The sequence below is a fragment of the Actinomycetota bacterium genome, from assembly GCA_035759705.1.
Taxonomy (GTDB): domain Bacteria; phylum Actinomycetota; class CADDZG01; order JAHWKV01; family JAHWKV01; genus JAJCYE01.
Window position 1 is genome coordinate 1 of record DASTUJ010000213.1, and the last position, 22,560, is coordinate 22,560.

General features: G+C 66.1%; 20 protein-coding genes and 1 tRNA gene. 6 read left to right on the plus strand and 15 right to left on the minus strand.

Features of this window, described 5'->3' with window-relative positions:
- Window positions 1-114 precede the first annotated feature (114 nt).
- From VFV09_15015 to VFV09_15040, 6 genes are all read right to left on the minus strand, one after another.
- On the minus strand, window positions 115-516 hold the full coding sequence (locus VFV09_15015) for an ATP-binding protein (protein HEU4869021.1): 402 nt from the start codon (window positions 514-516) through the stop codon (window positions 115-117).
- A gap of 151 nt (window positions 517-667) precedes the next feature.
- Window positions 668-1,723, minus strand: coding sequence for a DUF3048 domain-containing protein (locus VFV09_15020; GenBank protein ID HEU4869022.1), 1,056 nt, complete (start codon window positions 1,721-1,723; stop codon window positions 668-670).
- A gap of 46 nt (window positions 1,724-1,769) precedes the next feature.
- Window positions 1,770-2,321, minus strand: coding sequence for a LemA family protein (locus VFV09_15025; GenBank protein HEU4869023.1), 552 nt, complete (start codon window positions 2,319-2,321; stop codon window positions 1,770-1,772).
- Window positions 2,322-2,348: 27 nt separating this feature from the next.
- Window positions 2,349-3,413, minus strand: coding sequence for a glycosyltransferase family 4 protein (locus VFV09_15030; protein ID HEU4869024.1), 1,065 nt, complete (start codon window positions 3,411-3,413; stop codon window positions 2,349-2,351).
- Window positions 3,410-4,402 carry a phosphatidylinositol mannoside acyltransferase gene (locus tag VFV09_15035; protein ID HEU4869025.1) on the minus strand — a complete coding sequence of 331 codons (993 nt, stop codon included), beginning with the start codon at window positions 4,400-4,402 and terminating at the stop codon, window positions 3,410-3,412. Before VFV09_15035 ends, VFV09_15030 begins: the two co-directional genes overlap by 4 nt.
- Window positions 4,399-5,034, minus strand: a complete 636-nt coding sequence (locus VFV09_15040; GenBank protein HEU4869026.1) for a CDP-alcohol phosphatidyltransferase family protein — start codon at window positions 5,032-5,034, stop codon at window positions 4,399-4,401. The genes VFV09_15035 and VFV09_15040 overlap by 4 nt, the downstream gene beginning before the upstream one ends.
- A gap of 81 nt (window positions 5,035-5,115) precedes the next feature.
- Here VFV09_15040 and fusA point away from each other — a divergent pair, with 81 nt between their 5' ends.
- Together fusA and VFV09_15050 are read left to right on the plus strand one after the other, a co-directional pair.
- Window positions 5,116-7,206, plus strand: coding sequence for an elongation factor G (gene fusA, locus VFV09_15045; GenBank protein ID HEU4869027.1), 2,091 nt, complete (start codon window positions 5,116-5,118; stop codon window positions 7,204-7,206).
- Window positions 7,203-7,643 (plus strand): DUF983 domain-containing protein, encoded by a 441-nt coding sequence (locus VFV09_15050; GenBank protein ID HEU4869028.1) that lies wholly within the window; start codon window positions 7,203-7,205, stop codon window positions 7,641-7,643. The genes fusA and VFV09_15050 overlap by 4 nt, the downstream gene beginning before the upstream one ends.
- Here VFV09_15050 and VFV09_15055 read toward each other — a convergent pair.
- A complete protein-coding gene (locus tag VFV09_15055) occupies window positions 7,640-8,419 on the minus strand; it encodes a cupredoxin domain-containing protein (GenBank protein ID HEU4869029.1) in 780 nt (259 codons plus the stop codon). The genes VFV09_15050 and VFV09_15055 overlap by 4 nt on opposite strands.
- An 86-nt stretch (window positions 8,420-8,505) precedes the next feature.
- A complete protein-coding gene (locus VFV09_15060) occupies window positions 8,506-10,695 on the minus strand; it encodes a calcium-binding protein (GenBank protein ID HEU4869030.1) in 2,190 nt (729 codons plus the stop codon).
- Window positions 10,696-10,860: 165 nt separating this feature from the next.
- Here VFV09_15060 and VFV09_15065 point away from each other — a divergent pair, with 165 nt between their 5' ends.
- Window positions 10,861-12,432, plus strand: a complete 1,572-nt coding sequence (locus VFV09_15065) for a glycosyltransferase family 39 protein (protein HEU4869031.1) — start codon at window positions 10,861-10,863, stop codon at window positions 12,430-12,432.
- On the opposite strand, the gene VFV09_15070 is transcribed toward VFV09_15065, so the two are convergent.
- Complete coding sequence (locus VFV09_15070; GenBank protein HEU4869032.1) at window positions 12,429-12,902, minus strand: HIT domain-containing protein; 474 nt, start codon at window positions 12,900-12,902, stop codon at window positions 12,429-12,431. The genes VFV09_15065 and VFV09_15070 overlap by 4 nt on opposite strands.
- Window positions 12,903-12,944: 42 nt before the next feature.
- A complete protein-coding gene (gene thrS, locus VFV09_15075) occupies window positions 12,945-14,807 on the minus strand; it encodes a threonine--tRNA ligase (GenBank protein HEU4869033.1) in 1,863 nt (620 codons plus the stop codon).
- Between the two features lie 16 nt (window positions 14,808-14,823).
- On the opposite strand from thrS, the gene VFV09_15080 reads away from it, so the two are divergent.
- Window positions 14,824-15,921 (plus strand): SAM-dependent methyltransferase, encoded by a 1,098-nt coding sequence (locus tag VFV09_15080; GenBank protein HEU4869034.1) that lies wholly within the window; start codon window positions 14,824-14,826, stop codon window positions 15,919-15,921.
- 3 nt (window positions 15,922-15,924) lie between these two features.
- On the opposite strand, the gene VFV09_15085 is transcribed toward VFV09_15080, so the two are convergent.
- From VFV09_15085 to VFV09_15105, 5 genes are all read right to left on the minus strand, one after another.
- Window positions 15,925-16,437: a rhodanese-like domain-containing protein gene (locus tag VFV09_15085; GenBank protein HEU4869035.1), complete on the minus strand. Its 513-nt coding sequence runs from the start codon at window positions 16,435-16,437 to the stop codon at window positions 15,925-15,927.
- A 9-nt stretch (window positions 16,438-16,446) separates the two neighbouring features.
- The gene (locus VFV09_15090; protein HEU4869036.1) at window positions 16,447-17,232 is read right to left on the minus strand and encodes a xanthine dehydrogenase; all 786 of its coding nucleotides are present in this window, start codon (window positions 17,230-17,232) and stop codon (window positions 16,447-16,449) included.
- 84 nt (window positions 17,233-17,316) lie between these two features.
- Window positions 17,317-17,670 carry a thioredoxin gene (gene trxA, locus VFV09_15095; GenBank protein HEU4869037.1) on the minus strand — a complete coding sequence of 118 codons (354 nt, stop codon included), beginning with the start codon at window positions 17,668-17,670 and terminating at the stop codon, window positions 17,317-17,319.
- A gap of 177 nt (window positions 17,671-17,847) precedes the next feature.
- Window positions 17,848-18,720 carry a decarboxylating 6-phosphogluconate dehydrogenase gene (gene gnd / locus VFV09_15100; protein ID HEU4869038.1) on the minus strand — a complete coding sequence of 291 codons (873 nt, stop codon included), beginning with the start codon at window positions 18,718-18,720 and terminating at the stop codon, window positions 17,848-17,850.
- A complete protein-coding gene (locus tag VFV09_15105) occupies window positions 18,717-21,356 on the minus strand; it encodes a bifunctional transaldolase/phosoglucose isomerase (protein HEU4869039.1) in 2,640 nt (879 codons plus the stop codon). The genes gnd and VFV09_15105 overlap by 4 nt, the downstream gene beginning before the upstream one ends.
- A 204-nt stretch (window positions 21,357-21,560) precedes the next feature.
- Here VFV09_15105 and VFV09_15110 point away from each other — a divergent pair, with 204 nt between their 5' ends.
- Together VFV09_15110 and VFV09_15115 are read left to right on the plus strand one after the other, a co-directional pair.
- Window positions 21,561-22,196 (plus strand): O-methyltransferase, encoded by a 636-nt coding sequence (locus VFV09_15110; protein ID HEU4869040.1) that lies wholly within the window; start codon window positions 21,561-21,563, stop codon window positions 22,194-22,196.
- Window positions 22,197-22,243: 47 nt separating this feature from the next.
- Window positions 22,244-22,315 (plus strand) — tRNA-Val (locus VFV09_15115).
- Window positions 22,316-22,560 lie beyond the last annotated feature (245 nt).

Below are 22,560 nucleotides of genomic sequence, written 5' to 3' on the forward strand. Positions count from 1 at the left end.
CAGAGGTCGGCGATGGGCAGGGGTTGGGGTCATCCGGTCCTCGCGACTATTCGCGGGGGCACTCTGCCCCTCCAGCTACTTATACCTTGAATGACAGACTTTGGGAATGCGGGGTTAGGCGGCGTTCAGCTCGAACCAGACGACGTTGGGAGTCCCCCGGTCCATGCCCCACCGGCTCGAAAGCTGCTCGACCAGGTACAGTCCCCAGCCGCCGGCGTGGTCCAGTGGTTCCGAGCGGGGGCGGTAGTCGAAACCCTGACCCCAATCGACGACCTCGATCCGGATCACCTCGTCGTGCTGGAAGATCCGCAGGACCACCGAAGCGTTGAGGATCGCGTTCCCGTGGCGGAGGGAGTTGGTAACCAGCTCGCTGACCAGCAGGCTGGCCGTCTCGATTGTTTCCTCCGACCGGCCGGAGAGGGTGTCCTTGACGGCGACACGGGCCTGGCTGGGAGCTCCTGCGGTGGGGGCAAACCGCAACTCGCAGGTTTTCGACAACACGTCACCAGTGCTCACGGGCCGCCTCCCGGACTGCACCTGCCTCCATCCCGGTCGCCGAGCAGGCAACACAACAGGAGACCCGCAGACCTCTCTAGTAACACTGAAGGGCTCACAACTTGAAAACTTCCCACCACCGGTGGGGTCCGAAACCCGTTTTCGGCAAGTCCTACTGGACCGTTACGGGCCTTTCCTGGGGGACCAGGTGGATGAACGTGGTGCCGGGGGCGAACTCTATGGCGGCGCCCGCTGCGTCGGTGAAGGTCGTGCCGTCGTTCAGGCTCGCGCGGTTCCACGTGCCGGTTATGGCGGTACCGCCCCTGAGCACCGTGGCCTCGCCGGTTCCGACGACGGTGGTGTCCTGGGTGGGGCTCCCGGAGGCGTCCCTGACGGTGCCTGGGACGATCTTGACCTTTTGAATGACCACGTTCACGGCGCTGACCTGCTTGCCGTTGGCCAGGTTGTGGGGGGTGTCGCCGTGGGAGCGCAGGTAGGTCTTGCTCCCGCCGTCGTAGGTGTACTTCACGACGTTGCTGTTGGAGTAGGAGAAGGTAACCGTGTTGCCTGCCGGGGCAGCAGGGCTGGCTGCTGCACCGCTGGCGGCGGGGGCCGGTGCGTTCAGAACCTCGGCGTTGAACTTCAGGGAGGTCTTGGGTGCGCCTTCGACGTCGGATGCAGCGTCCTCGGAGCGCAGCTTCTCCGTGCTGGTCATGAGGTTGTAGGGGGCTTTGCGGTCGGCGGCCCGGGCGTAGGCGCCGCCGCTGCTGCCGTGCTTGAGGTCACCGATGAAGTCTGCGTTGGCGATCTTGTCGAGCACCTGCGAGTTGGCGCCGGAGAACCCGAACAGGGCGGTCCCGAACTCCTGAAGGATGTCGGGGTCAACCGTGCGGGCGCTGCGGACGGGGCCTACGTCGCCGGCCTCGTTGCAGTGGAAGACGGTGAGGAACCGGGTGAGGCCGCCCTCGCTGATCTCTTCGTAAACGATGTCTGCGGCGTCGAGGCCTGCCTGCGGTCGGGCGGGGGGTGCGTTGTCGATCTTGACTGCGAGCGCAGGACGGTCGACGTCTACGCCGTCGGCGGCCTCAACCCCGGTGAGGGGACACAGGGTGGGCTCTTCTTCCTGAGTTGCCGGGTCGACGTTGGGGTCGTCGCCGGATGTGTCGTCGCCGCCGCAGGCCGCCAGAAGGAAGACGAGCAGCAGCAAACAAAGGGTCCGAATTCGCATGGGCCGAACACTAGCAGACGTTTGTCGATGTTGCAGTCGGTACCGCTTAGAACTCGACCTTGACCGGGCCCCGGGAGCCCTCGTCGATCTCGAAGAAGTCTCGCTTCTGAAAGCCGAACGCTCCGGCCAGCAGAACGTTCGGGAAGACCTGGATCAGGTTGTTGAACTTGAGGACGATGTCGTTGTAGTACTGCCGCGCGAAGGCTATGCGGCCCTCGGTCTGGCCCAGCTCGGCCTGTAGCTGCAGGAAGTTCTCGTTGGCCCGAAGCTGCGGGTATGCCTCGGCCACCGCGAACACCGAGCGCAGAGCCTGGGTCAAGAAGCCCTCGGCCTCGGCCTGCTCGGGAACGCTCTTGGCCTCGATCCCCATGGCCCGTGCCCGGGTCACCGCCTCGAAAGTTTCCTTCTCGTGGGTGGCGTAGCCCTTGACGGTCTCGACGAGGTTCGGGATCAGGTCGTACCGGCGCTTCAGCTCCACGTCCACCCCGCTCCAGGCGTTGTCGACCTTGTTGGCGGTGGTCCGCATCCGGTTGTAGAGGGCGATGGCGTAGAGGGCCAGAGCCGCGCCCACGATGGCTAGGATGATGCTGATGCTCATCGCGGGGCCTCCTTGTCGGTTGGAGCGTCAGGTAGTTCCTATTGTACGCGCGCCGTCGTAGACCTCGACGATCTGGCCGGCCAGGACGTCCCAGTCCAACTGCCACGCCCGCTTGCGTCCCCGGGCGATCATCCGGGATGCCCGGTCGGGGTCGGTGAGCACCGACAGGATCATCGATGCGGTGGCGCCGGCGTCGCCCGGTGGTGCGTGCAGCGCCATGCCGGCGGCGGCCTCGACGTAGCCGGGGATGTCGGAGCAGACGACCGGAACGCCGGCTGCGGCCGCCTCCGCCAGGACGATCCCGAACGACTCCCCGCCCAGGCTCGGGGCGCAGAAGACCTTGGCGGCACGGTAGATGCCGGGAAGCTCGTCCTGGGACACCGAACCCAGGGCGTGGACCCACGACGGCACGTCCTTGGCGGTCGGCCCCACGGCCACCATCTCGATGGGGAACGACTCCCGGACCTTTTCGACGGCCTTCACCGCAACCTCCAGCCCCTTGCGGGGCTCGGGACGGCCGACAAACAGGACGAACGGCTTTCCCCCGGCAAGGCCGGTGGCCGGCTCGGCGTCGGCGAACTCCGACATTCGGATCCCGTTCGGGATGTTGCGGTACTCGCCGGGGAAGTAGTTCGAGATGAGGTTGTGAGCCGACTTGGAGACGACGATGCGGCCCTGGATCTTCTCCATCAGCAGCTCGAGGAACGGCTTGGCCGTGGCGTACGCCTTGCTCTTGACCTGGGACGCGTGGAAGGTTGCGACGATCGGCACCTTCGCCTGGTGAACCGCAAGCATCGAGACGCTCGGGCTGAGAGGCTCGTGGATGTGGATGAGGTCCAGGTCTCCGACGGCGAACCGCTTGCGGATCCTCCGGTTCGCCTGGGGGGACAGGCACAGGCGGGCAACCGATCCGTTGTACGGGATGGGTAGCGTGCGCCCGGCGTCGAAGATCCCGGCCTCGTCCTTGGTTGCCGGGGCGACGATCAGGACCTCGATTCCCTTGCGGCCGAGGGCCTCCGAGAGGCCCTGGATGTGGCTGCGGACGCCTCCCGGGAACGACCAGTCGTAGGGGCAGACCATTGCCACCTTCACTGCTGAACCTCTCCGACCTGCGGCGGGTCCGATACGGGCGGCTCTTCGGGCTTCGGTTCCTCCCGCCCCCTCGGGCGGAGATGGGGTTCGTCCGACGGCCAGTTGGTGGAGAACAGGTGCCACTGCTCCGGCGCCGCCCTGATCATTCGCTCCAGGGCGTCGGCCGTGACCTGCGCGACGGCCGTGATGTCGGCCTGCTCGTCGCCGGTGAGCTTGTAGGGAACCTTCTCGAACTGAAGGCGGAAGCGGTCGCCGTGCCTGGTGATCGACCCGGCGATCAGCGGGACCTTCTTTTCAACCAGCAGAAGCGTCGGCGAGGCTGGAAACGTGGTTCTCTCCCCGAAGAACTCGACCCAGATGCCCCGGCGACCGAGGTCGCGGTCGGAGACGAGGGCCACCACGCCGCCGGCGTCGAGAACCTCCCCGAGCCTCACCCGGATCGACTTGCCGTTGCGCGCAGGCAGGACGGTCAGGCCATGCCGCCGCCGGATCTGGGCGAACCACTCGAACAGGGCTTTCGGCCGCAGGACCTCCGCGACGGTGGTGAAGGCCCAGCCTTTGGCGCCAACCCAGGCAACGCCGATGTCGTAAAACCCCAGGTGGGGGGTGATCACCAGCGCGCCCCTGCCGGATGCGATGGCCTCCTCGATGATCTCCAGGGAGTCTCCCACCGGCTCCACCATCGTCAGGAGCTCTTCGTGCGAGTAGCGGCCCAGGCGGAAGGTCTCCAGCCAGTACTCGGCGTAGGAGCCGAAGGCCGCCCTGACCGCGGCGTCCAGCTCCGGGCCCTTCCCGATTACCCGGCCGAGGTTGCTTTCGACGGTCTTTCGTTTCCCGGCCGCCCGCTTGTAGGCGATCTTCCCGCCCAGGACTGCAATCCGGTCGGCAATGGCCGGCGGCGTGTGCTCGGCCAGCCAGGCGCCGCCCCGGTAGGCGAAGTAGACGGCGGCGGGGCCGGGGCCGTCGGCGAACGGGCTGGAGCTTTTCATGCGGTCGCCTGGCGCCAGACGTGGACAAAACGCCAGATCACCGTGAAAGCCGTAGCGGCCACAAGCACCGCAAGTGCGATCAACATCTGGTCGAAGATCAGGCCGGTGCACAGGATCACGATGCGTTCCGGCCTCTCGGCGATACCCACGTCGCAGGTGAACCCCAGGCCTTCGGCCCGGGCCCGAACGTACGAGACCATGAGGCTGAGGATCAGGGCGGCCAGGGAGAGCAGCAGTCCGGGGTGGTCGATCCCACCGGCGACTCCGTCCGTGACGGGGTTTTCCGCGAGGTTCACCACCCAGAACTCCGACGCGCTGTAGAACCAGATCAGGCCGACGAAGACCACGGCGTCGGACATCCGGTCGAGCGTGGAGTCCAGGAACGCGCCGCCCTTGGAGATCTTGCCGGTGGCCCGGGCCACCGCCCCGTCAAGCATGTCGGAGATCGATCCCGCTATCAGGATGAACCCCCCCAGAAGGAACTGGCCCCGCGCAATGGCCACGGCCGCCGCGATGGTCACGATGAAACCCAGCACCGTGATCATGTTCGGGGTCACCCCGGCGCGGCCGATGGCGCCGCCAATGGGAAGAACCACCCGCTGCAGTGCGGCACCGAAAAGTCGTTTGAGCATGGCTGTCGCCGCTCAATATAGACCTCTGGGTCCCGCGACCCGCCATTACTTATTGGTTAGGGAAAGCAATAGGATTCGCGTATGAAGACTTTCGATCCCACCAAGATCCGAAACATCGTTCTCCTGGGACACCAGGGGTCCGGAAAGACCACGCTGGCCGAAGCGCTTCTATACGTGAGCGGCGTCACCACCCGGATGGGCTCCATCGCAGAAGGCAACACAGTCTGTGACTTCGAACCCGAGGAGATCAAGAAGACAATCTCCGTCAACCTCGCCCTCGCTCCCTTCGAGTGGAAGGGCTGCAAGATCAACCTGCTGGACGCTCCCGGCTACGCCGACTTCATCGGCGAAGCGCAGGCGGCCGTACGAGTGGCGGACGCAGCAGTGCTGGTGGTGTCGGCGGTCGACGGCATCCAGGTGCAGCACGAAGCCCTGTGGCGCCTGGCGAGAAAAGCCGGCCTGCCCAGCTTTGTCTTCGTCAACAAGCTGGAGCGGGAACGAGCCGACTTCCACGCGATCCTCGATGCCCTCTCGGAGAGGCTGGGCCCGGGGTTCGCCCCGCTCGACCTGCCGCTTGGGGAGGAGCACGACTTCCACGGCATCGTCGACGTGTTGTCCGAGAAGGCCTTCCACTACGACGCTTCCGGAAAATCGGTGGAGTCCGACATGCTGGAGGAGACCGCCCAGGAGGCGAAGGTGCTGCACACCCGGATCCTGGACTCGGTCGCCGAAACCGACGACGAACTGCTGGAGAAGTACCTGGGCGGGGAGGACCTGACCCCGGAGGAGGTCAAGGCCGGCCTGCACAAGGGGGTTTGCGAAGGCACCGTGTTCCCCGTGCTGGTGGGTTCCGCCACCAAGCTCGTCGGCCTCGACCGGCTGGCCGACATCCTGGTGGAGATGGCGCCGCACCCGGCCGAGCGGGGAACCGCTGTCGGGGTAAAGCCGGGAACCGACGAGCCGGAGGAACGGGAGCCCAGCGTCTCCGCTCCCCTGTCGGCGTTTGTCTTCAAGACCATCTCGGACCCCTACGTCGGTCGCATCAGCATGTTCAAGGTGATCTCGGGAAGGTTGAGGCCCGACTCCAACGTCTACAACGCCGCGACCTCGGCGGACGAGCGCATCGCGCACATCTTCAACCTTCGGGGCAAACACCAGGAACCGGTGGACGAGGTGGTGGCGGGCGACATCGCCGCGGTGGCCAAGCTCGCCCACACCCACAGCGGGAACACATTGACCGACAAGGCGCACCCCATTGCCTACGACGAGCTGGAGGAGCCGGACCGGGTTCTGGCCAAAGCAATCGTCCCCAAGACCAAGGGCGACGAGGACAAGCTGATGACGGCCCTCTCCCGGCTGCACGAGGAGGACCCGGCGCTCAAGGTCGACCGCAACTCCGAGACCCACCAGACCCTCATCTGGGGCACCGGCGACACCCACCTGGACATCGCCATGGAGCGACTCAGCCGCAAGTACGGGGTGGACGTGGAGGAGATTGCGCTGCGCATCCCGTACCGGGAGACCATCGCCGGTCCGGGCAAGGCCGTCGGCAGGCACGTCAAGCAGAGCGGCGGACACGGCCAGTACGCGGTCTGCAACCTGGAGATCGAGCCGCTGGAGCGCGGCGCAGGCTTCGAGTACGTCGACAAGATCTTCGGCGGCTCGGTGCCTTCGCAGTTCATCCCTTCGGTGGAGAAGGGGATCCAGAAGACCCTGACCGAGGGCGCCGTCGCAGGCTACCCGGTGGTCGACGTCCGGGTCACCCTGGTGGACGGCAAATTTCACCCGGTGGACTCGTCGGACATGGCGTTCCAGATCGCCGGGAGCATCGGCTTTCGGGAGGCGGTGGCGAACGCCGGGGTCATGCTCCTCGAGCCGGTCATGGACCTGGAGGTCATGGTGCCCGATTCGTACCTGGGCGACATCATGGGCGACCTCAACTCCAAGCGGGGACGCATCCAGGGGACCGAGGGGGTTGGCGTGGGCCGCCAGTTGGTGAAAGCCCAGGCCCCGATGTCCGAGATCGCCCGCTACGCCATAGACCTTAGGTCGATGACCGGCGGACAGGGCACCTTCCGCTCGACCTTCTCGCACTACGAACCGGTGCCGCCGCACCTGGCGGAGAAGATCATCGCCGACGCGAAGCAGGCCAAAGAACACAAGGTTCATTGACCAAAAAACAGTTCAGGTCCGTCACTGCCCGGCGGATGATCCTCCGCGGTCTGGTACGCCGGTGTCCGTTCTGCGGGCACCGGCCGATCTTCGACTCCTGGTTCAAGCTCAAGGAGAGCTGCCCGCACTGCGGGCACCGCTTCAACCAGGAAGAGGGCTTCTACATCGGGGCGTACGCCATCAACTTCGCGGTGGCCGAGGGGCTGCTGCTGCTCTGCATCATTCCCTACATCATCATCTCGTCCGTCAACCCCGACCTAAAGCTGGACGCCGTACCGTTCGCGTTGGTCGCCGTGGTGCTGGCCGTCGTCGGGCCCATCTTCTTCTACCCGTTCTCCCGCAGCCTGTGGATTGCCATCGACATGACTCTTCGGGGCGGGCGCAACCTTGACGACTCGTGGAAGGAGCCCGAACTGCCCGAGGACAAGCGGAGCTAATCCTCCTCTTCCTCCTCCTCCGGCTCTACCTCGAAATCGGCATCCGGGGGATCGACTCCCGGCGCCCCTCGGGTACCCCGCGCTCCGCGCTCCCCATCGGTGCCGTCGGCACCCCGCAGGTTGCCGGCCTCATCCTCTTCCAGGTCGGGGACGTCCAGGTCACCCGTGCTCCTGGGGGCCGGGGCCGGGGCCGGCGCCGGGGCGGGGTTCACCCGCCTGGTGGTCGTTGTGGATCGGGCCGCCTGTGCCGCCGGTGAGGGGGCGATCGAGGCGGTCGAGACCGGCTCGCCGTCGTTGAAGTAGATGGCTCCCTGCATTCCCTTGTCGACATGCATCCGGCAGTAGAAACGGAGGGACTCACCTGCCGCGGGCAGCTTGATCTCGAAGTCAGCTTGCTCCCCCGGTTTCAGCCGGCGGTCGAAGCCCAGCGCGTCGATGGTGAAGGTGTGGTCGGCCAGGCCACCGGGGTTCTTCAGCGTCACCTTGAGGGTGGCCTCCGAAGCGACCTTGATGAAGGTGGGGGCGAAGGCGAAGTCCGCCATGGTGATCTCCTGGGTGGCCGCAGCCCCCATACCGGCCAGATCGCTGATCCCTCTGTTGTTCACCGGCCCCTCGAGCGTTACCGGCAGCGGAGGCTCGGTGGGCGAAGGGCTGGCGGACGGAGTGGGGCTCAAGGTGGGAAGAGGGGTCTCCTCCACTGCCACCTGTCCGGCGTTGCGGGCGCATCCACCGGCCAGCACCACCAGGGTCACCGCCAGCACTAGCAGTCGAGTCACAAGGGCCTTTCCGCCGTTTCACGCCGATCATAGCCAACCGCGGCGACTATTCAGCGTAGATCCCGGCGGAAGTACCTCGCGTGTCGCTAGGGGATTGTCCTCTTTGTCTCGCATGCGGCGGCGCTGTCCGTCCCCGAGCCGCCGGCGCAGATGTCGGTCCCCAGGCCCCCGTCCAGCGAGTCGTTTCCGCCCTCGCCGTTGAGCCGGTCCGCCCCGTCTCCGCCCTTGAGGGTGTCCCGGCCCGCTCCGCCGCCCAGGGCGTCGTCCCCGGCGCCGCCGTCGACAAAGTCGTCACCACCTTCACCGTTGATGTTGTCGGCACCGTCTCCGCCGCACAGCCTGTCGTTGCCTCCGCCGCCGGCGATTCGGTCGTGCCCGCCCAGGCCGGAAATCACGTCGTTGCCCTTGCCGCCGACCAGGACGTCGGGTCCTTCGGTGCCGACGATCGTCGGCTCCAGCCCGTCACAGAGGGTTTCGTCGAGCGACTCGGCCAGCTCGAACGCCCCCAGGTCGTAACCCGCGCCGCCGGCTGCATTCGGGACACTCGGCAGGTCGACCGGACGGGGTTGGTTTCGCTGGTCGACCGGCTGTTCGGTTTCCCCCTGGTCCAGCGCAGGGCTGGTCTCCGAAAGAGCCATGGTGAAGGTGGGACCGCCGTTGTCGGCCAGAGGCTGGAGCTCGGGATCCGCCGTGATTTGGGGAACCGAGGACTGGATCGTGCCCGTTCCGAAGCCTGCTGTCGACTCGACGAGGTTGGTCCCCTGAAGCACGACTAGCGACCCGGCCTGGTTTTCGTCCCCGTTGGAGAGGTTCAACGGCGCATCTACAACCACATTAAATATGCCTACGGAATCGGCCAGGATGCTGTTTTGCACGACGGCGTTTGCCGCCAAACTGCTTTCGGGCGTCGAGAAGTAGCCCAGGTTGTATAGGGCTCCGCCCCCGCCGGCTGCGGTATTCGCCGCCAGTGTCGAGTAGGTCACACTCACGTCACCGTTGAGATTGAAGATCGCCCCACCCTTCCCGGTTCCCGGGTTAACGGGTGCAGCTCCCCCGACAGCCAAGTTCGCGGTTAGCGTGCTGTTGAGCACATCGATCTCGCCGTGGTGGTTGAAGATCGCTCCGCCCAATCCTGCCCCGCCTCCCCCCGGGCCGGGGATAAATGCGTTCGACTGTGCCCCGCTTCCGCCGCCGAAACCTCCGGCGCCGGGGCCAGAGCCGAATGCTGCTCCCCCGCCGCCGCCGCCGAAACCTCCGTTTCCGCCGAGAAAATAACCGGCGCCGCCGCCGCCTCCATAGCCGCCCCCGCCGCCGGTGTCGACGACGATCGCCGGGGATCCGCTCCCGCCGCCGCCGCCCACGCCACCACCGCCGCCGCCCCCTTCCGCTTGGGGAGTGCCGTGGCCACCCTGGCCGAAGTCGCCTCCATCGCCGCCTCCGGCGAACCCCAGACCACCGGCGCCCGATCCGTTGCCCGAGTCCCCAGACGGGGTGTCGCCACCCAGACCGTTTTTTGTGCCGCCTCCATCGCCGGGACCGTCGATGCAACAATCCGGTGCTGCGTTGCCGCCGTGGTCGTCCGGCCGGAATCCACCGCCACCACCGCCTCCGGCGTAATCTCCGTTTCCGCCGACCGACAGGCCGGAGAAGGTGTCACCCATACCGCCGCCCTGCCCGGTGGTGGAGTCCGTGGAAATGCCGCCTCCTGAATCTCCCAGCCCGGCCATCCCGGACGCTCCGCCCTGGGCCAGGTTGTCCACCATCGTGACCCCGTCGAGAGCGACCTTGCCCTGGTTGAGGATCGCACCTCCAAGGCCGGCACCGCCGCCTCCGGCCGCAGCGGAACCCCCGACGGCCGAACCGCCGCTGATCGTCAGGTCCCGCAGGGTCAGGTCGCCGGCCCCCGGGGTGGCGTAGCTCTCGGTGGCAGGGTTGGACGGGTCGGCGCCGATAAAAAAGAACCGGAAGTCGGTTTCGGAGCTCCGGGTCAGAGTGGCCCCGTTCCCTTCGATGACTATCTGGCTGGAGACCACCGGAAGGGCGTTCGGTCCGTAGAAGAAGTTCTGCGGCTGGCTGAAGTCGTAGATACAGCCGGTGGTAAGAACGAGAGTGTCCGAGCCCGGGTTGGAGCCTTCGTCGTTGGCGTCGACGATCGCGGTCGTGAGCGCGATCGAATCACATGGGACGTTCACGGTCGCGGCAGTAGCGGGAGCCGGCAAAGCGGTTGAAGCAAGCAGGACGAGGCCGGCGAAAAAGGCCAGGTTACGAGGCTCCAACCAGGGACGGGGCGTAAAGGGGCGGCCGGCTTGCTCCATGTACCTTCTCTCCATCCTTCGCGGCTGCGATTCGGCGCCAAAAAACAAGAGCCCACAATATTTGCCTGCGGGGCCGGGCGGAAGACTTGGGGCAAAAACAGTGACCGTGCATGCTTATATGTCGCAATGACGAAACCGTCCCGGCCCCGGCTTGAGCGGCCGGCCGCCGGCGACCGGAGAACCCTTGCGGCATGTGCAGGGCTGACCGCGCTCCTTTGCCTGGCCGGGCTGGCGAGCCGGAGCCTGTGGATCGACGAGGCGGTTGCGCTGCGTATCGCCCAGACCCCCGGCTGGACCGTGCTCATGAGCGACGGCGGCAACATGCCCGCCTACTACCTGCTACTGCGGGTCTGGACCGTCCTCGGCGACAGCCTTCAGGTTCTGCGGCTGCCCTCGGCGCTGTTTGCGACCGCCGCCGTGGTCTTCGGCTACCAGCTGGCCTTCAGGCTGTTCGGCGGGCGGGTGGCGGCGATCTCAGGAGTTTTGCTGACGGTCAACTCCTCGCTGATCACCTACGGCCAGGAAGCCCGCAGCTACGCGATGACACTGATGCTGGTCACGGCCGCCTGGTTGGTGCTCGACGTCGCGAAAGAACGCCGAACCGTCCCCTGGTTCCTGCTGTGGGGCGCTTTGAACGCGCTGGCGGTGGCCTCCCACCTGTTTTCGGTTTTCCTTCTGGCAGCTCAACTGGTATCGCTGGCATTTGTAGCTTCGCGGACACTCCCGTGGAAGGGCCTGCTCGCCGGGGGTGGGGTGACGGCCCTCGGTTCGGCGCCGTTCCTGGCTGCCGCAGCCGGCCGCGGTGACGTCCAGATCGACTGGATTCCGCCAACCTCTGCAACCGCCTTCCGCCAGGTAGTTTTGTTCCTCGGCGGCGCAAACTTCGAGCCGAGCCCGGACCTGGTCCCCCGCTTGATCGCGGTTGTAGTTCTTGCGATCTGCGCAGCCGGCTGGATCGCGGGAATCTGGATTGCAGTTCAGGCCTTTCGAGAGAACGGCCGCTCCCGGATCGCCTGGGCCCACGCCGTGCCGGCCATCTGGCTCACGGTTCCACTGGCCGGTGCGATCGTGGCGTCCCTGGCAGCCCACCCCCTGCTGGTGCCGCGGTTCTTCGTCGCGCTGATCCCGGCCGGTTGCATGCTCCTAGCGCTGTCGCTCTCCAAGGTGCAGCCGAGGCCCGTGGCCTACGCCGGGCTGGCGCTGCTGGTCGCAGTGGGGCTGTCCGGGGTGGTTCGCTCCTCGGGCCATACCGACTGGGAGTGGCGCGAGGTAGCCGGGTATCTCAACCGGGTCGCCCGACCGGGTGAAGCCGTCGTCGTGCTGCCGGGCCGGCAGTTGCTGGCCCTGGACTACGCGCTGGAGCACGCGCGGGAAGCCCCCTCTTTCGAGATCATCAGCCCCGAGCTGACCACGTGGCGTACGCCCGAGGCCACCGTGTACGGCGTCTCGGATGCTTTCGTCCGAACCAACTCTCCCGCTGGTGCCGCAGCGGATGCTTCCGGCCGGGAGCGGTTCTGGGTCGTCACGTCGGACTTCACCCGGTTCGACGGGTCAGGGCGGGTTCAGGAGGCGTTCGACGAAGCCGGGACGTTCTTCCGGGCGCTCGGGCCCGGCTACGTCGTCAGGTCTGCCGAGGCCTTTGGAACTGCCGGCGGCCCGGGGAGGGTCGGAGTGCTGTTGGTCGAACGGGGTCGCTAGGTAAACCGGGGGCGAAGGCGGTCGTAGCTCTGCTCCAGCGTCTCGGGCAGGACCTTGGTCTCGCCGACCACCGGCATGAAGTTGGTGTCCCCGCTCCAGCGCGGGATCACGTGCATGTGCATGTGACCGGGAACCCCGGCTCCCCCCGCGGCGCCCAGGTTGGCGCCGATGTTGAACCCCTCGGGCGACATCGTGGCCTTCAGGGCCTCGATGGCTTCGACAGTGAGGTCCATCACCCGGGTCCGCTCCTCGACCGTAAGGTCCTCCAGCCCGCCGACGTGACGGAGGGGCGCAACCAGCAGCGCGCCGCTGTTGTAGGGAAAACGGTTCATGACCACCAGGCACAACTCGTCCCGCATCAGGATGTAGTTGCCCTCCAGGTCGTCGGTTTCGGCGTCGGTGCAGAGAAAGCAGCCCTCGAAGTGGGCAGAGGTCACGTACTCCATCCGCTGCCGGAACAGCCGGTCCACGAGCCTACGCTCCTGCGTCGCTTCGGATCGGAGAAGGCAAAGCTAGGATGAGATCAGGCGTTCGTCGACCTCTTTGACGATGTTCGCGGTGAACTCGTCGAGCGGGACGCCGCGCTTCTCGTTGCCGCCCCGTTTCTTGACCGACAGGGTGCGGGCCTCGACCTCCTTGTCGCCCACCACCAGCATGTAGGGGACCTTCGACATCTGGGCCTTGCGCACCCGGTTGCCCAGCGACTGGTCGGAGGAGTCGACGGTGACCCGGATCTTCTGCTCCCGCAGGTGACCGGCGACCTGTTCGGCGTAGTCGTAGTGGCGGTCGGAGATCGGGACGACGGTGACCTGATCGGCGGCCAGCCAGGTGGGGAAGGCGCCCCCGTAGTGCTCAAGCAGGATGGCGAAGAACCGCTCGATCGACCCGAAAAGGGCCCGGTGGATCATGAACGGCCGGTGCCGGCCGCCGTCCTCGCCGATGAACTCCAGGTCGAACAGGTTCGGGAACTGAAAGTCCACCTGCAGGGTGGAAAGCTGCCACCGCCGGTTCAGGGCATCCTTGATGTGGACGTCGATCTTCGGCGCGTAGAAGGCGCCCTCGCCCTCGGCTACGGTGAACGGGATGTCTGCGGCCTCCAGGGCCTGGCGCAGCGCCTCGGTCGCCCGGTCCCACTCCTCGGGCTCCCCGACAAACTTCTCGGGCCGGGTGGACAGCTCGGCTTCGAACTCGGTGATGCCGAAGGTGCGAAGCACCTTCAGGACGAACTGGAGCAGGCTGGCCAGCTCGGCCTCCAATTGGTCGGGCATGACGAATATGTGGGCGTCGTCCTGGGTGAATCCCCGGACCCGGGTGAGGCCGTGGAGGACACCGGAGCGCTCGAAGCGGTAGACGGTGCCGAACTCGAACAGCCGCAGGGGCAGCTCGCGGTAGGAGCGGGTGCGGGAGCCGTAGATCAGCATGTGCATCGGGCAGTTCATCGGTTTGGGGTAGTAGGTGGCGCCCTCCATCTCCATCGGGGGGTACATGCCGTCCTTGTACCAGCTGAGGTGCCCGGACTTGGCGAACAGGGCCTCCTTCGCCAGGTGGGGGGTGACGACGAACTCGTATCCGGCCGCCTCGTGCTCGGCCCGGGAGTAGTCCTCCATGATCTTGCGGATCAGGCCGCCCTTGGGGTGGAAGACCGCCAGGCCGCCGCCGATCTCGGGAGGGAAGCTGAACAGGTCCATCTCGGGCCCGAGTTTGCGGTGGTCGCGCTTTTGGGCCTCCTCGAGACGCCACAGGTACTGCTCCTGCGCCTTGGGCGACTCCCACGCGGTCCCGTAGATCCGCTGGAGCATCGGGCGCTTCTCGTCCCCCCGCCAGTAGGCGGCGGAGCTGCGGGTGAGCTTGAACGACTTGATCCGGCCGGTCGAGGGGAGGTGCGGGCCCCGGCACAGGTCGACGAACTTGTCGGCGTTGCGGTAAAGCGAGACCTTGTCGCCGATTACTCCCTGGTCTTTGGCCTCCGGGTCCATCTCGCTGATCCACTCGGACTTGTACGGCTGGTCTTTGAAGAGCTCCGCCGCCTCCTCGATCGAGACCTCCTCACGGGAGAACGGCTGGTCCTCCCGGATGATCTCGGACATGCGGGCCTCGATCTTCTCCAGGTCCTCCGGCGTGAACGGCCGGCCGATGTCGAAGTCGTAATAAAAGCCGTCCTCGATGGGCGGGCCGCCGGCGTATTTGGCGTCGGGCCATATCGACAGGACCGCCTGTGCCAGCACGTGCGCGGTGGAGTGGCGGAGCACCTGGCGGCCGGCGTCGTCTTTCTGCAGCAGCACCACGGCATCGCCCTCCGGCGGGCGGGACAGGTCGAAGAGGGTCCCATCTGGGACCATGTAGGCAACCGCGTCTTTACGCCGGGGATCACTCATTAGAAAGCCATTATCCATGTCACCAGAGCTGCTCTACCTTTTGCGCCGCCGCATCGGTGCCTCCGGGCCCCTTCGATTCGACGAATTCATGGAGGTCGTTCTCTACGGCGACCCCCACGGCTACTACCGCAATCACGTCCCCGGCGCCGACTTCGACTACGAGACCTCCCCGACCCTCACCCCGTGGTTCGGCCGGCTGGTCCTGCAGGAGCTGGAGGCGGTTTGGGAGCAACTGGAGTCGCCGGAGGAGTTCACGGTCGTGGAGGTCGGGGGCGGGAACGGCGACCTGGCGGCGGCCGCGGTGGCGTCGGTCGAGGGCAGGTTCGAGAAGGCGCTGCGCTGGGTGTTCGTGGAGCCCATCGACACCGTGACAAAGCTACAGCGGTACCGGCTGGGGTCATCCGAGCGCTACTCCTGGGTGGAGTCATTGGACGAACTGTCTCCGATTACGGGCATCGTGCTTGCGCACGAGGTGCTGGACAACTTCCCGTTCCGGCTGTTCGAGGTGGAGAAGGACGGGGCGAAGGAGGTGCGGGTCGGAACGGCGCGCCACCACCTGACCGAGGTCCTGTTCCCCATCGGTCCGGAGATCGCCGAACTGGCTGCGCCGGCGCTGGAGCACCTGGAGGAGGGCGACCGCTTCGAGCTTCGGACCGGGGTGAACGCCTGGGTGGCCTCCGCCGCCCGGGTGCTGGAGAGGGGCAACCTGCTGGTGGTGGACTACGGGCAGATCGAGCCCGAGATCTGGACCCGGCACCCGTCGGGGTCGATGGTGACCTACCAGAGGGGCGAGCTGGGCGTTGACCCGTTCGACAACCTGGGCGGCGCCGACATCACCGCGCACGTGAACTTCTCGGCCCTGGACCGGGCGGCTCAAGATGCCGGCCTGCACGTGCTTCCGATCCAGACCCAGAAGGGCTGGCTGGAGAAGCTGGGGCTCGGTGAGGTGGTGGCGGAGCTGCGCCGTCAGGCGACCAGGGCCCAGGCGGAGAACCGCCACGCGGACTACATGCGGTACCTGGCCGAACGGTCGAGGGTCGAGCTGCTGGGCGCCCGTGGGGGGCTGGGCGACTACCTGGTGTTCACAGCCGAGAAGCCGGCTGGGGCTGGGTAGAGCTCAGTCCGACAGAATCCGGTCGATCTCTTCCGGAGGCGTGCCCTTGCCCTCCAGCCACTCCCGCATGAAAGTCTTCGACTCCTCGTCGGTCGGTTGACGGCCGCCGAATTTTTCGTCCAACGCCATGGCGATCTCCAGGAAATTCGTCTGGAGCGCTTCCAGCTCCGGTTCCATCGGTTCAGCCTCGGCGTTGGGGTCCTCTACCGATCCCGGATTACCCGCATCGTCGACCAGAGCCTGCCCTCCGGCCACCCAGGCCCTCACTCCTCCGGCGAGAAAGTCCGCTGAGTAGCCGGCTTCCCGAAGGGTCTTCGCGGCCCGTTCGCTTCTGGGGCCGGTCCGGCACACGGTTACCACCGGCCGGTCCTTGGGCAGGTCATCCAACCGGTCTGCCAGGCTCCCGAGCGGAATGTGGCGTGCGCCGGGGATGTGGCCGGCGCTCCACTCGGAATCCTCACGAACATCGATTAGTTCGCGATCGTCCTTGCTGCTGAGAAACTCCTCAAGCTTCATTCTCTAAGACTAATCGAAATGGAGTTTTGTGATTGCCTCCAGCACCCCTTCGGCGATCCGGCCCGGCCTCTCGCCTATCCCCAGAACCTTCGACGGGTCGCAGCGGGGGTCCACCTCCACGACCTTGGCTCGCTCGGGCACGGTGACCCCGTCGTGCACCAGCCCCCTCAGGATTCCGGCCAGCGGCGCCTTCAACTCCGCGTCGTCGATGGACGCCACCACCTGGCCGGCCTCCACTTTGTCGGCGATCCGGCAATCGGTCCGGAACACCCCGGCCGCCGGGGCGTAAATGAACCTCTCCCGGGCGTGGCCCCCGTAGTTGCGGGGCTCCCCCGCCAGCTCCTTCGTCCGGCCCGAGGTGAGCACCTTGCCGAGGTCGTCGCCCCACTGGGTCTCGACGACCGCGGTGGCGGTAACCCCGGCCTCGAAGTTCGGGCCGAGGCCCACGGTGAACGGGGCCAGCTCCAGCTGGCTCTCGGGGTGCGCGTGCTTGCGCATCCGGGCATCGACCACAACTTGGGTGTGCAGGAACCGGAGGACCTTGAACAGGTCCCCCAGGAATACCGGGATCCCCGCCCGGCCGTCCAGCGCCTCGGCCAGTTCCTCCGGGTCTTCGTAGACGGTTGCGGTGACGCCCTCCAGCTCGGCGGAGCCGTCGAAGGCGGCGTCGGCAAACGCCATGCCCCGCCGGGGTGCCGCCGGGGCCGGGTCGTCCGAGATCCACACCCGGTAGCCGTCCCGGAAAAGGCGGTGGGCGACCGCGGAACCGACGTCGCCGATCCCACGAACAGCCACGATGTTTCCGCTGCTCAACTCACTCGACCCTTCACGTAAAAACCGGCCCCCAAGGGAGCCGGTTTTTTGGTAAATCGATAGCGCTTACGCTTCGGCCGAAGCGGCCTCTGCGGCGGGAAGGAACTGCTCGATCGCCGAGCGGATTGCGCTGGCGGGGCGTGCACCGACCACCCGGGTCGCCTCTGCGCCGTCCTTGAACAGCACGAGCGACGGGATCGACATGATGCCGTAGTTGCCGGTCACACGGGGGTTGTCGTCGATGTTCAGCTTCACTACCTTCATGCGTCCTGCGAGGTCGGCCGAAAGCTTGTCGACTTCGCCGGCCACGACGCGGCACGGGCCGCACCATTCCGCCCAAAAGTCAACGAGAACCGGAGTGTCGGAGTCGAGAACCGCCTCCTGAAAATCGCCGTCGCCTACTTCTTTAACGTTTCCCATGTCCTGGATAGGCCACTGTGCTCATCCCCGGGCCGATGAATCGACCCTTCTCCCTCGGGATGGCTGGAGACCTTCCTCCTCTCTCTCGTATCTAGAAGCGAATGGACCCACTATTTATTCCCGAGTGGGCAGTCCGCCGGGCCAACAGAACTATTTGCAACGTCTAATAACAGTTAATCACTTATCGGTCTTAACTTCGTGGCCACCGAACTCCCTCCGGAGCGCGGCGATGACCTTCATCGCGAACGATTCCTCCTGCTGCGAGACGAAGCGGGCGAACAGAGCGGCCGATATCGCCGGGGCGGCAACGCCGGTGTTGACCGCCTCGAGCACCGTCCAGCGGCCCTCTCCGGAGTCTGCGGCGTAGCCCTTGAGCTGCTCCAGGTCGGGGTCTTTCTCGAACGCCGAAGCGGCCAGGTCCAGCAGCCACGACCGGACGACCGAACCCTGACGCCAGACGTTTGCGATCTGGTGGAGGTCCAGGTCGAACTCCTGGGAGGCCCGCATGATCTCGAACCCCTCGCCGAAGCTCTGCATCATCCCGTACTCGATGCCGTTGTGGACCATCTTCACGAAGTGCCCGGCCCCCGGAGGTCCGACCCGCGCGTACCCGTTCGGCGGCGCCAGGGTCTTGGCCAGCGGCTCGATGATCTCGAAGGTGTCCTCGTCCGCACCGATCATCAGCGAATAACCTTCGGTAAGCCCCCAGATGCCGCCTGAGGTGCCGGAGTCGGCCCAGTGGAGGCCCTGCGCCTGCACCTCGGCCGCCCTCCGGATGGAGTCCCGGAAGTTGGAGTTGCCGCCGTCGATCAGCACGTCGCCCTCGTCGAGCAACTTGCACATCTCGTCGATGTTGCGCTGGGTGACGTCGCCCGCAGGCACCATGAGCCACACAACCTTCGGCGAGGGAAGCTGGCTCACCAGGTCGGCCAGGTCCTTCGCCTGCTGGGTGTTGGACCGGGAGTAACCGATCACCTCGTGGCCGTCCCGCTCCAGGCGCTCCTTCATGTTGCCGCCCATGCGGCCGAGCCCTACGAGTCCGATCTTCATGAAATCACCTCTTGTAGTTGCGCCAGGGTCACCCTTGCCACACGCCGCCCGGCCTGCTGGAGACTGCGATAGTCGCCCAGGGCCTGCGCCGATATGAGGTCACCAAATGAGTAGGTCGCGTGCGGGATGGCCAGGTCGTCGCCCCTGATGTCGGGGTCGACCACCTGAATGAAAACCCCGGTGTTCGGGCCGCCCTTGTGAAGTTGTCCGGTGGAGTGCAGGTACCGGGGGCCGAAGCCCACGGTGGTAGCAACCCGGTGCTTGTCCCGGAGGCTGAGCCGAGCCCTCTGCAGCGCCGACTCGGTCTCCTCGGTCCGGTCCAGGTAGGCCAGGATCGCCACGTAGTCGCCCGGTTTGATCGACTCCAGGACCGGCCCCAGGTCTTCCGTTGCCGGGTCCTCGGTCTTGCCGGAGTCCAGGATGGCCTTGGTCGCCTCCTTGGCTTGGGCGACGTTGGGCTGGTCGAATGGGTTGATGCCCAGGATGTACCCGGCAACGGCAATGGCGAACTCCCAGCGGAAGAACTCGCCCCCAAGGTCGGTCGGCCGGTTGTAGTCGATCTTGACCACCGGGTGGCCGGCCGCGGCCAGGGCGTCCAGGCCCGGGGCGTCGCCCAACGACACGAAGATCCGGTCGTCCCCGTACACCTCCGGCGGACCGAGGTCCTCCCCGACCACCGGGACGATGCCGCGGCCCTCTTTGCCGGTCGACTCGGCGATCAATTGCTCGACCCAGTCGCCGAGGCTGCGGATCTCCTCGGGCAGGACCACCGTGACCTTGTCCCGGCCCTGGGTCGCCGCAACGCCTTGAGTGATGCCCAGCCAGGCGCCGGGGTTCTGGGCCACCGGAACGCAGTGGTGGGAGGCGCAGGCCATCTCCTCGGCGTCGTCCAGGATCGCGTACAGGTCCACCCCGGCCAGCGAAGCCGGCACCAGGCCGAACAACGAGAGAGCCGAGTACCTGCCCCCGATGTCGGGCCGGTTCAGGAACACCTTGCGGAAGCCCATCAGCGTCGCCAGGCGGGCCAGGCGGGTGCCGGGGTCCGTGATGGCTACGAACTGCTGCGGGTTATTGACCAGCTCGTAGAAGTAACCGAAGTGGGAGATTGACTCGACCGTCGTGCCGGACTTCGATGCGACGATGAACAGCGTCTTGTCGAGCGGGAGGGAGTCCTTCAACTTGGCGATCGTCCGGGGGTGCGTGGAGTCCAGAACCAGAAGCTCCATCCCTTCGGCGTCGGGGAACGAGTTGCGGAAGACCTCCGAAACCAGCGAGGACCCGCCCATTCCGAGGACGACGGCGTGTGTGAAGCCGTCGGCCTTGGCGTTCTTGGTGAACTCCTCGAGCTCGGGGACCCGCTCCAGCATGGCGTCGGCGACGGTCAGCCAGCCGAGGCGGTCGGAGATCTCGGTGGGGTCGTCCTTCCAGACCGTGTGGTCCTTGCGCCACATCCGGCCGACGATGTCGCCGTCGCTGAGCTCGGAGACCATGGTGTCGACCAGCGAGCCGAGCTTGGAGTCCAGCTTGGACTCCCAGCGGACCCGTCCGGCACACACCTTCTCGATCTTCTGCTCCAGAGTGGCCAGCAGGGACGAGAAGTCCTTCTCAAAGGCCTCGATACCCTCCACCTCCAGCTTGGCCGCGACCTCCTCGAGGTTGATCTGCTTGTCGGCCAGGCCGGCGAGGACCTTGAGGGCCTCGCCGAAGTTGTTCGTGACCGAGTTCTCGTTGACGTTGCCGTGGTCCAGGAAGGCGTCCATCGTCTGCTGGGGCATGGTGTTGACGGTGTTCGGGCCGATCAGCTCGTCGACGTAGTAGGTGTCCGGGTAGGCCGGGTTCTTGGTGCCGGTGGAGGCCCACAGCGGCCGCTGGACGTTGGCCCCGGCGGCGGCGAGCTTCTCCCAGCGGGGCCCGGAGAAGATCTGCTGGAACCGCTGGTAGGCGACCTTTGCGTTGGCGATGGCTACCTTGCCCCGCAGCGGCGAGTCGTAGGGCAGCAGGGCGTCGACCGCGGAGTCGACCCGGGAGATGAAGAACGAAGCTACCGAGTTCACGTTGTCGATGGGGAGGCCGGCGTCCTTGCGCAGCTCAAGGCCGCTGACGTACGCCTCGGCCACCTTCTCGTAGGACTTCACGGAGAACAATAGGGTGATGTTCACGTTCACCCCGGCGGCGGTCAGCTCCTCAACCGCGTGCACGCCCTCGGCGGTGCCGGGGACCTTGATCATCACGTTCGGGCGGTCGAATTGGGCCCAGAGCTCCTTGGCTTTGGCGATGCTGCCCTCGGCGTCGTGAGCCAGCGAGGACTCCAGCTCGAACGAGACGAAGCCGTCTTTCCCACCGGTCTTCTCGTACACCGGGGCGAACACGGTGGCGGCGTCCTGAATGTCCTTTTGGGCCAGCTCGTAGAAGACGTCGATTGCGTCCCGCTCCTCGAGCGAGATCTCGGCAATCGCCTCGTCGTAGTCGGTCGACCCGCCGATTGCCTTCTTGAAGATGCTGGGGTTGGAGGTGACTCCGGAGAGGTCCCGCTCGTCGATCATTTTGGCCAGCTCGCCGCCCGAGATCAGGCCACGCCTGAGAAAGTCCAGCCAGATGGCCGTCCCGGCCTGGTGAAGCTGATGCAGTCGATTCATCGAAACCTCCGTAAATGCCGGTTCAGGTGGACCGGAGCTCGGTGACCTGCTGCCGGCGGCGTTTTTTGCTTCGTCCCCGCGTGTGGCCGGTGCTGCTCAATGGCCTGGGACCGGCCTCGCTTCTCGGCGGGGGTGAGTGCTCCCAAGCTTAGTGGTCAGGGTCCGCACTGGTATGCGAACGGCGGCCCTGCAAGACTCTTACCCATGAATCTGCTTCCTGAAGACGTCGACCGCTACTTGCGTTCGCTTGCCGAGTACTCCGACGACCCGGTCCTTCTAGAGATGGAAGCGCTCGCAGCGGAGCAAAAATTCCCGATAGTCGAGCGCATGGTCGGGTCGACGCTGGAGATGCTTGCCCGGTCGATGGGCGCCAGGACGGTTTTCGAGCTCGGTTCGGGGTTCGGATACTCCGCCTGGTGGTTCGCCCGGGCAGTGGGGCCGGAGGGCGAGGTGACCCTGACCGACGGGGAGCCGCGTAACGCCGCCCTTGCGAACGACTTCCTGGACCGTGCCGGGCTGTGGGACCGGTGCGAGTTTTTCACCACCGATGCGGTTACCGCCCTGGTGGCAATCGGGGGCCAGTACGACATCGTCTACTGCGACATCGACAAGACCGAATACCCGGCGGCATTCGCTGCGGCGGCGGAGCGGATCCGGGTGGGTGGGCTGTACATCTGCGACAACGTCCTGTGGTCCGGAAAGGTGGCCGACGAGGAGAACGACGAGGCGGAGACCGAGGCCATCCGGCTGCACAACGAGATGGTCTACAACGACCCGAGGTTCCTGACGACGATCAACCCGACCAGGGACGGGCTGATCGTGGCTCTGAAGATCGAGTAGGCAGCGCAGCCTATAATTCAAAGACGGCCCCATTCGGCCGCAGTCCCGGGCGCGTAGCTCAGCGGGAGAGCGCTGCCTTCACACGGCAGAGGCCACAGGTTCGAAACCTGTCGTGCCCACTTGAAGTTCGGTTTCACCGAACGAAGCCATGCCGACCAACCTCACCATCCAGTCCGCCGTCCACTCGGTCATTGCCTCACTCGAGAGGGCTAACTGGACCGCCCGATCGTTCGACCCAGCCTCCCGTAGAACTCGAGACAATCGTGGCCGAGTTGGGAAAAGACGTGCCAATCGATGAGCATGGCGTGCGTTGGGATCCCGACGCTTGGTGGTCGGGAATTCGTGAAACTTATCCGGACTCAGG

Excerpts from the sequence above, each read along its gene's own strand:
- trxA (HEU4869037.1), bottom strand. The coding sequence starts at position 17,670 with ATGGGAAACGTTAAAGAAGTAGGCGACGGCGATTTTCAGGAGGCGGTT.
- VFV09_15040 (HEU4869026.1), bottom strand. The coding sequence starts at position 5,034 with ATGCTCAAACGACTTTTCGGTGCCGCACTGCAGCGGGTGGTTCTTCCC.
- VFV09_15025 (HEU4869023.1), bottom strand. The coding sequence starts at position 2,321 with ATGAGCATCAGCATCATCCTAGCCATCGTGGGCGCGGCTCTGGCCCTC.
- VFV09_15065 (HEU4869031.1), top strand. The coding sequence starts at position 10,861 with ATGACGAAACCGTCCCGGCCCCGGCTTGAGCGGCCGGCCGCCGGCGAC.
- VFV09_15105 (HEU4869039.1), bottom strand. The coding sequence starts at position 21,356 with ATGAATCGACTGCATCAGCTTCACCAGGCCGGGACGGCCATCTGGCTG.
- gnd (HEU4869038.1), bottom strand. The coding sequence starts at position 18,720 with ATGAAGATCGGACTCGTAGGGCTCGGCCGCATGGGCGGCAACATGAAG.
- fusA (HEU4869027.1), top strand. The coding sequence starts at position 5,116 with ATGAAGACTTTCGATCCCACCAAGATCCGAAACATCGTTCTCCTGGGA.
- VFV09_15110 (HEU4869040.1), top strand. The coding sequence starts at position 21,561 with ATGAATCTGCTTCCTGAAGACGTCGACCGCTACTTGCGTTCGCTTGCC.
- VFV09_15035 (HEU4869025.1), bottom strand. The coding sequence starts at position 4,402 with ATGAAAAGCTCCAGCCCGTTCGCCGACGGCCCCGGCCCCGCCGCCGTC.
- VFV09_15085 (HEU4869035.1), bottom strand. The coding sequence starts at position 16,437 with ATGAAGCTTGAGGAGTTTCTCAGCAGCAAGGACGATCGCGAACTAATC.
- thrS (HEU4869033.1), bottom strand. The coding sequence starts at position 14,807 with ATGAGTGATCCCCGGCGTAAAGACGCGGTTGCCTACATGGTCCCAGAT.
- VFV09_15080 (HEU4869034.1), top strand. The coding sequence starts at position 14,824 with ATGTCACCAGAGCTGCTCTACCTTTTGCGCCGCCGCATCGGTGCCTCC.
- VFV09_15020 (HEU4869022.1), bottom strand. The coding sequence starts at position 1,723 with ATGCGAATTCGGACCCTTTGTTTGCTGCTGCTCGTCTTCCTTCTGGCG.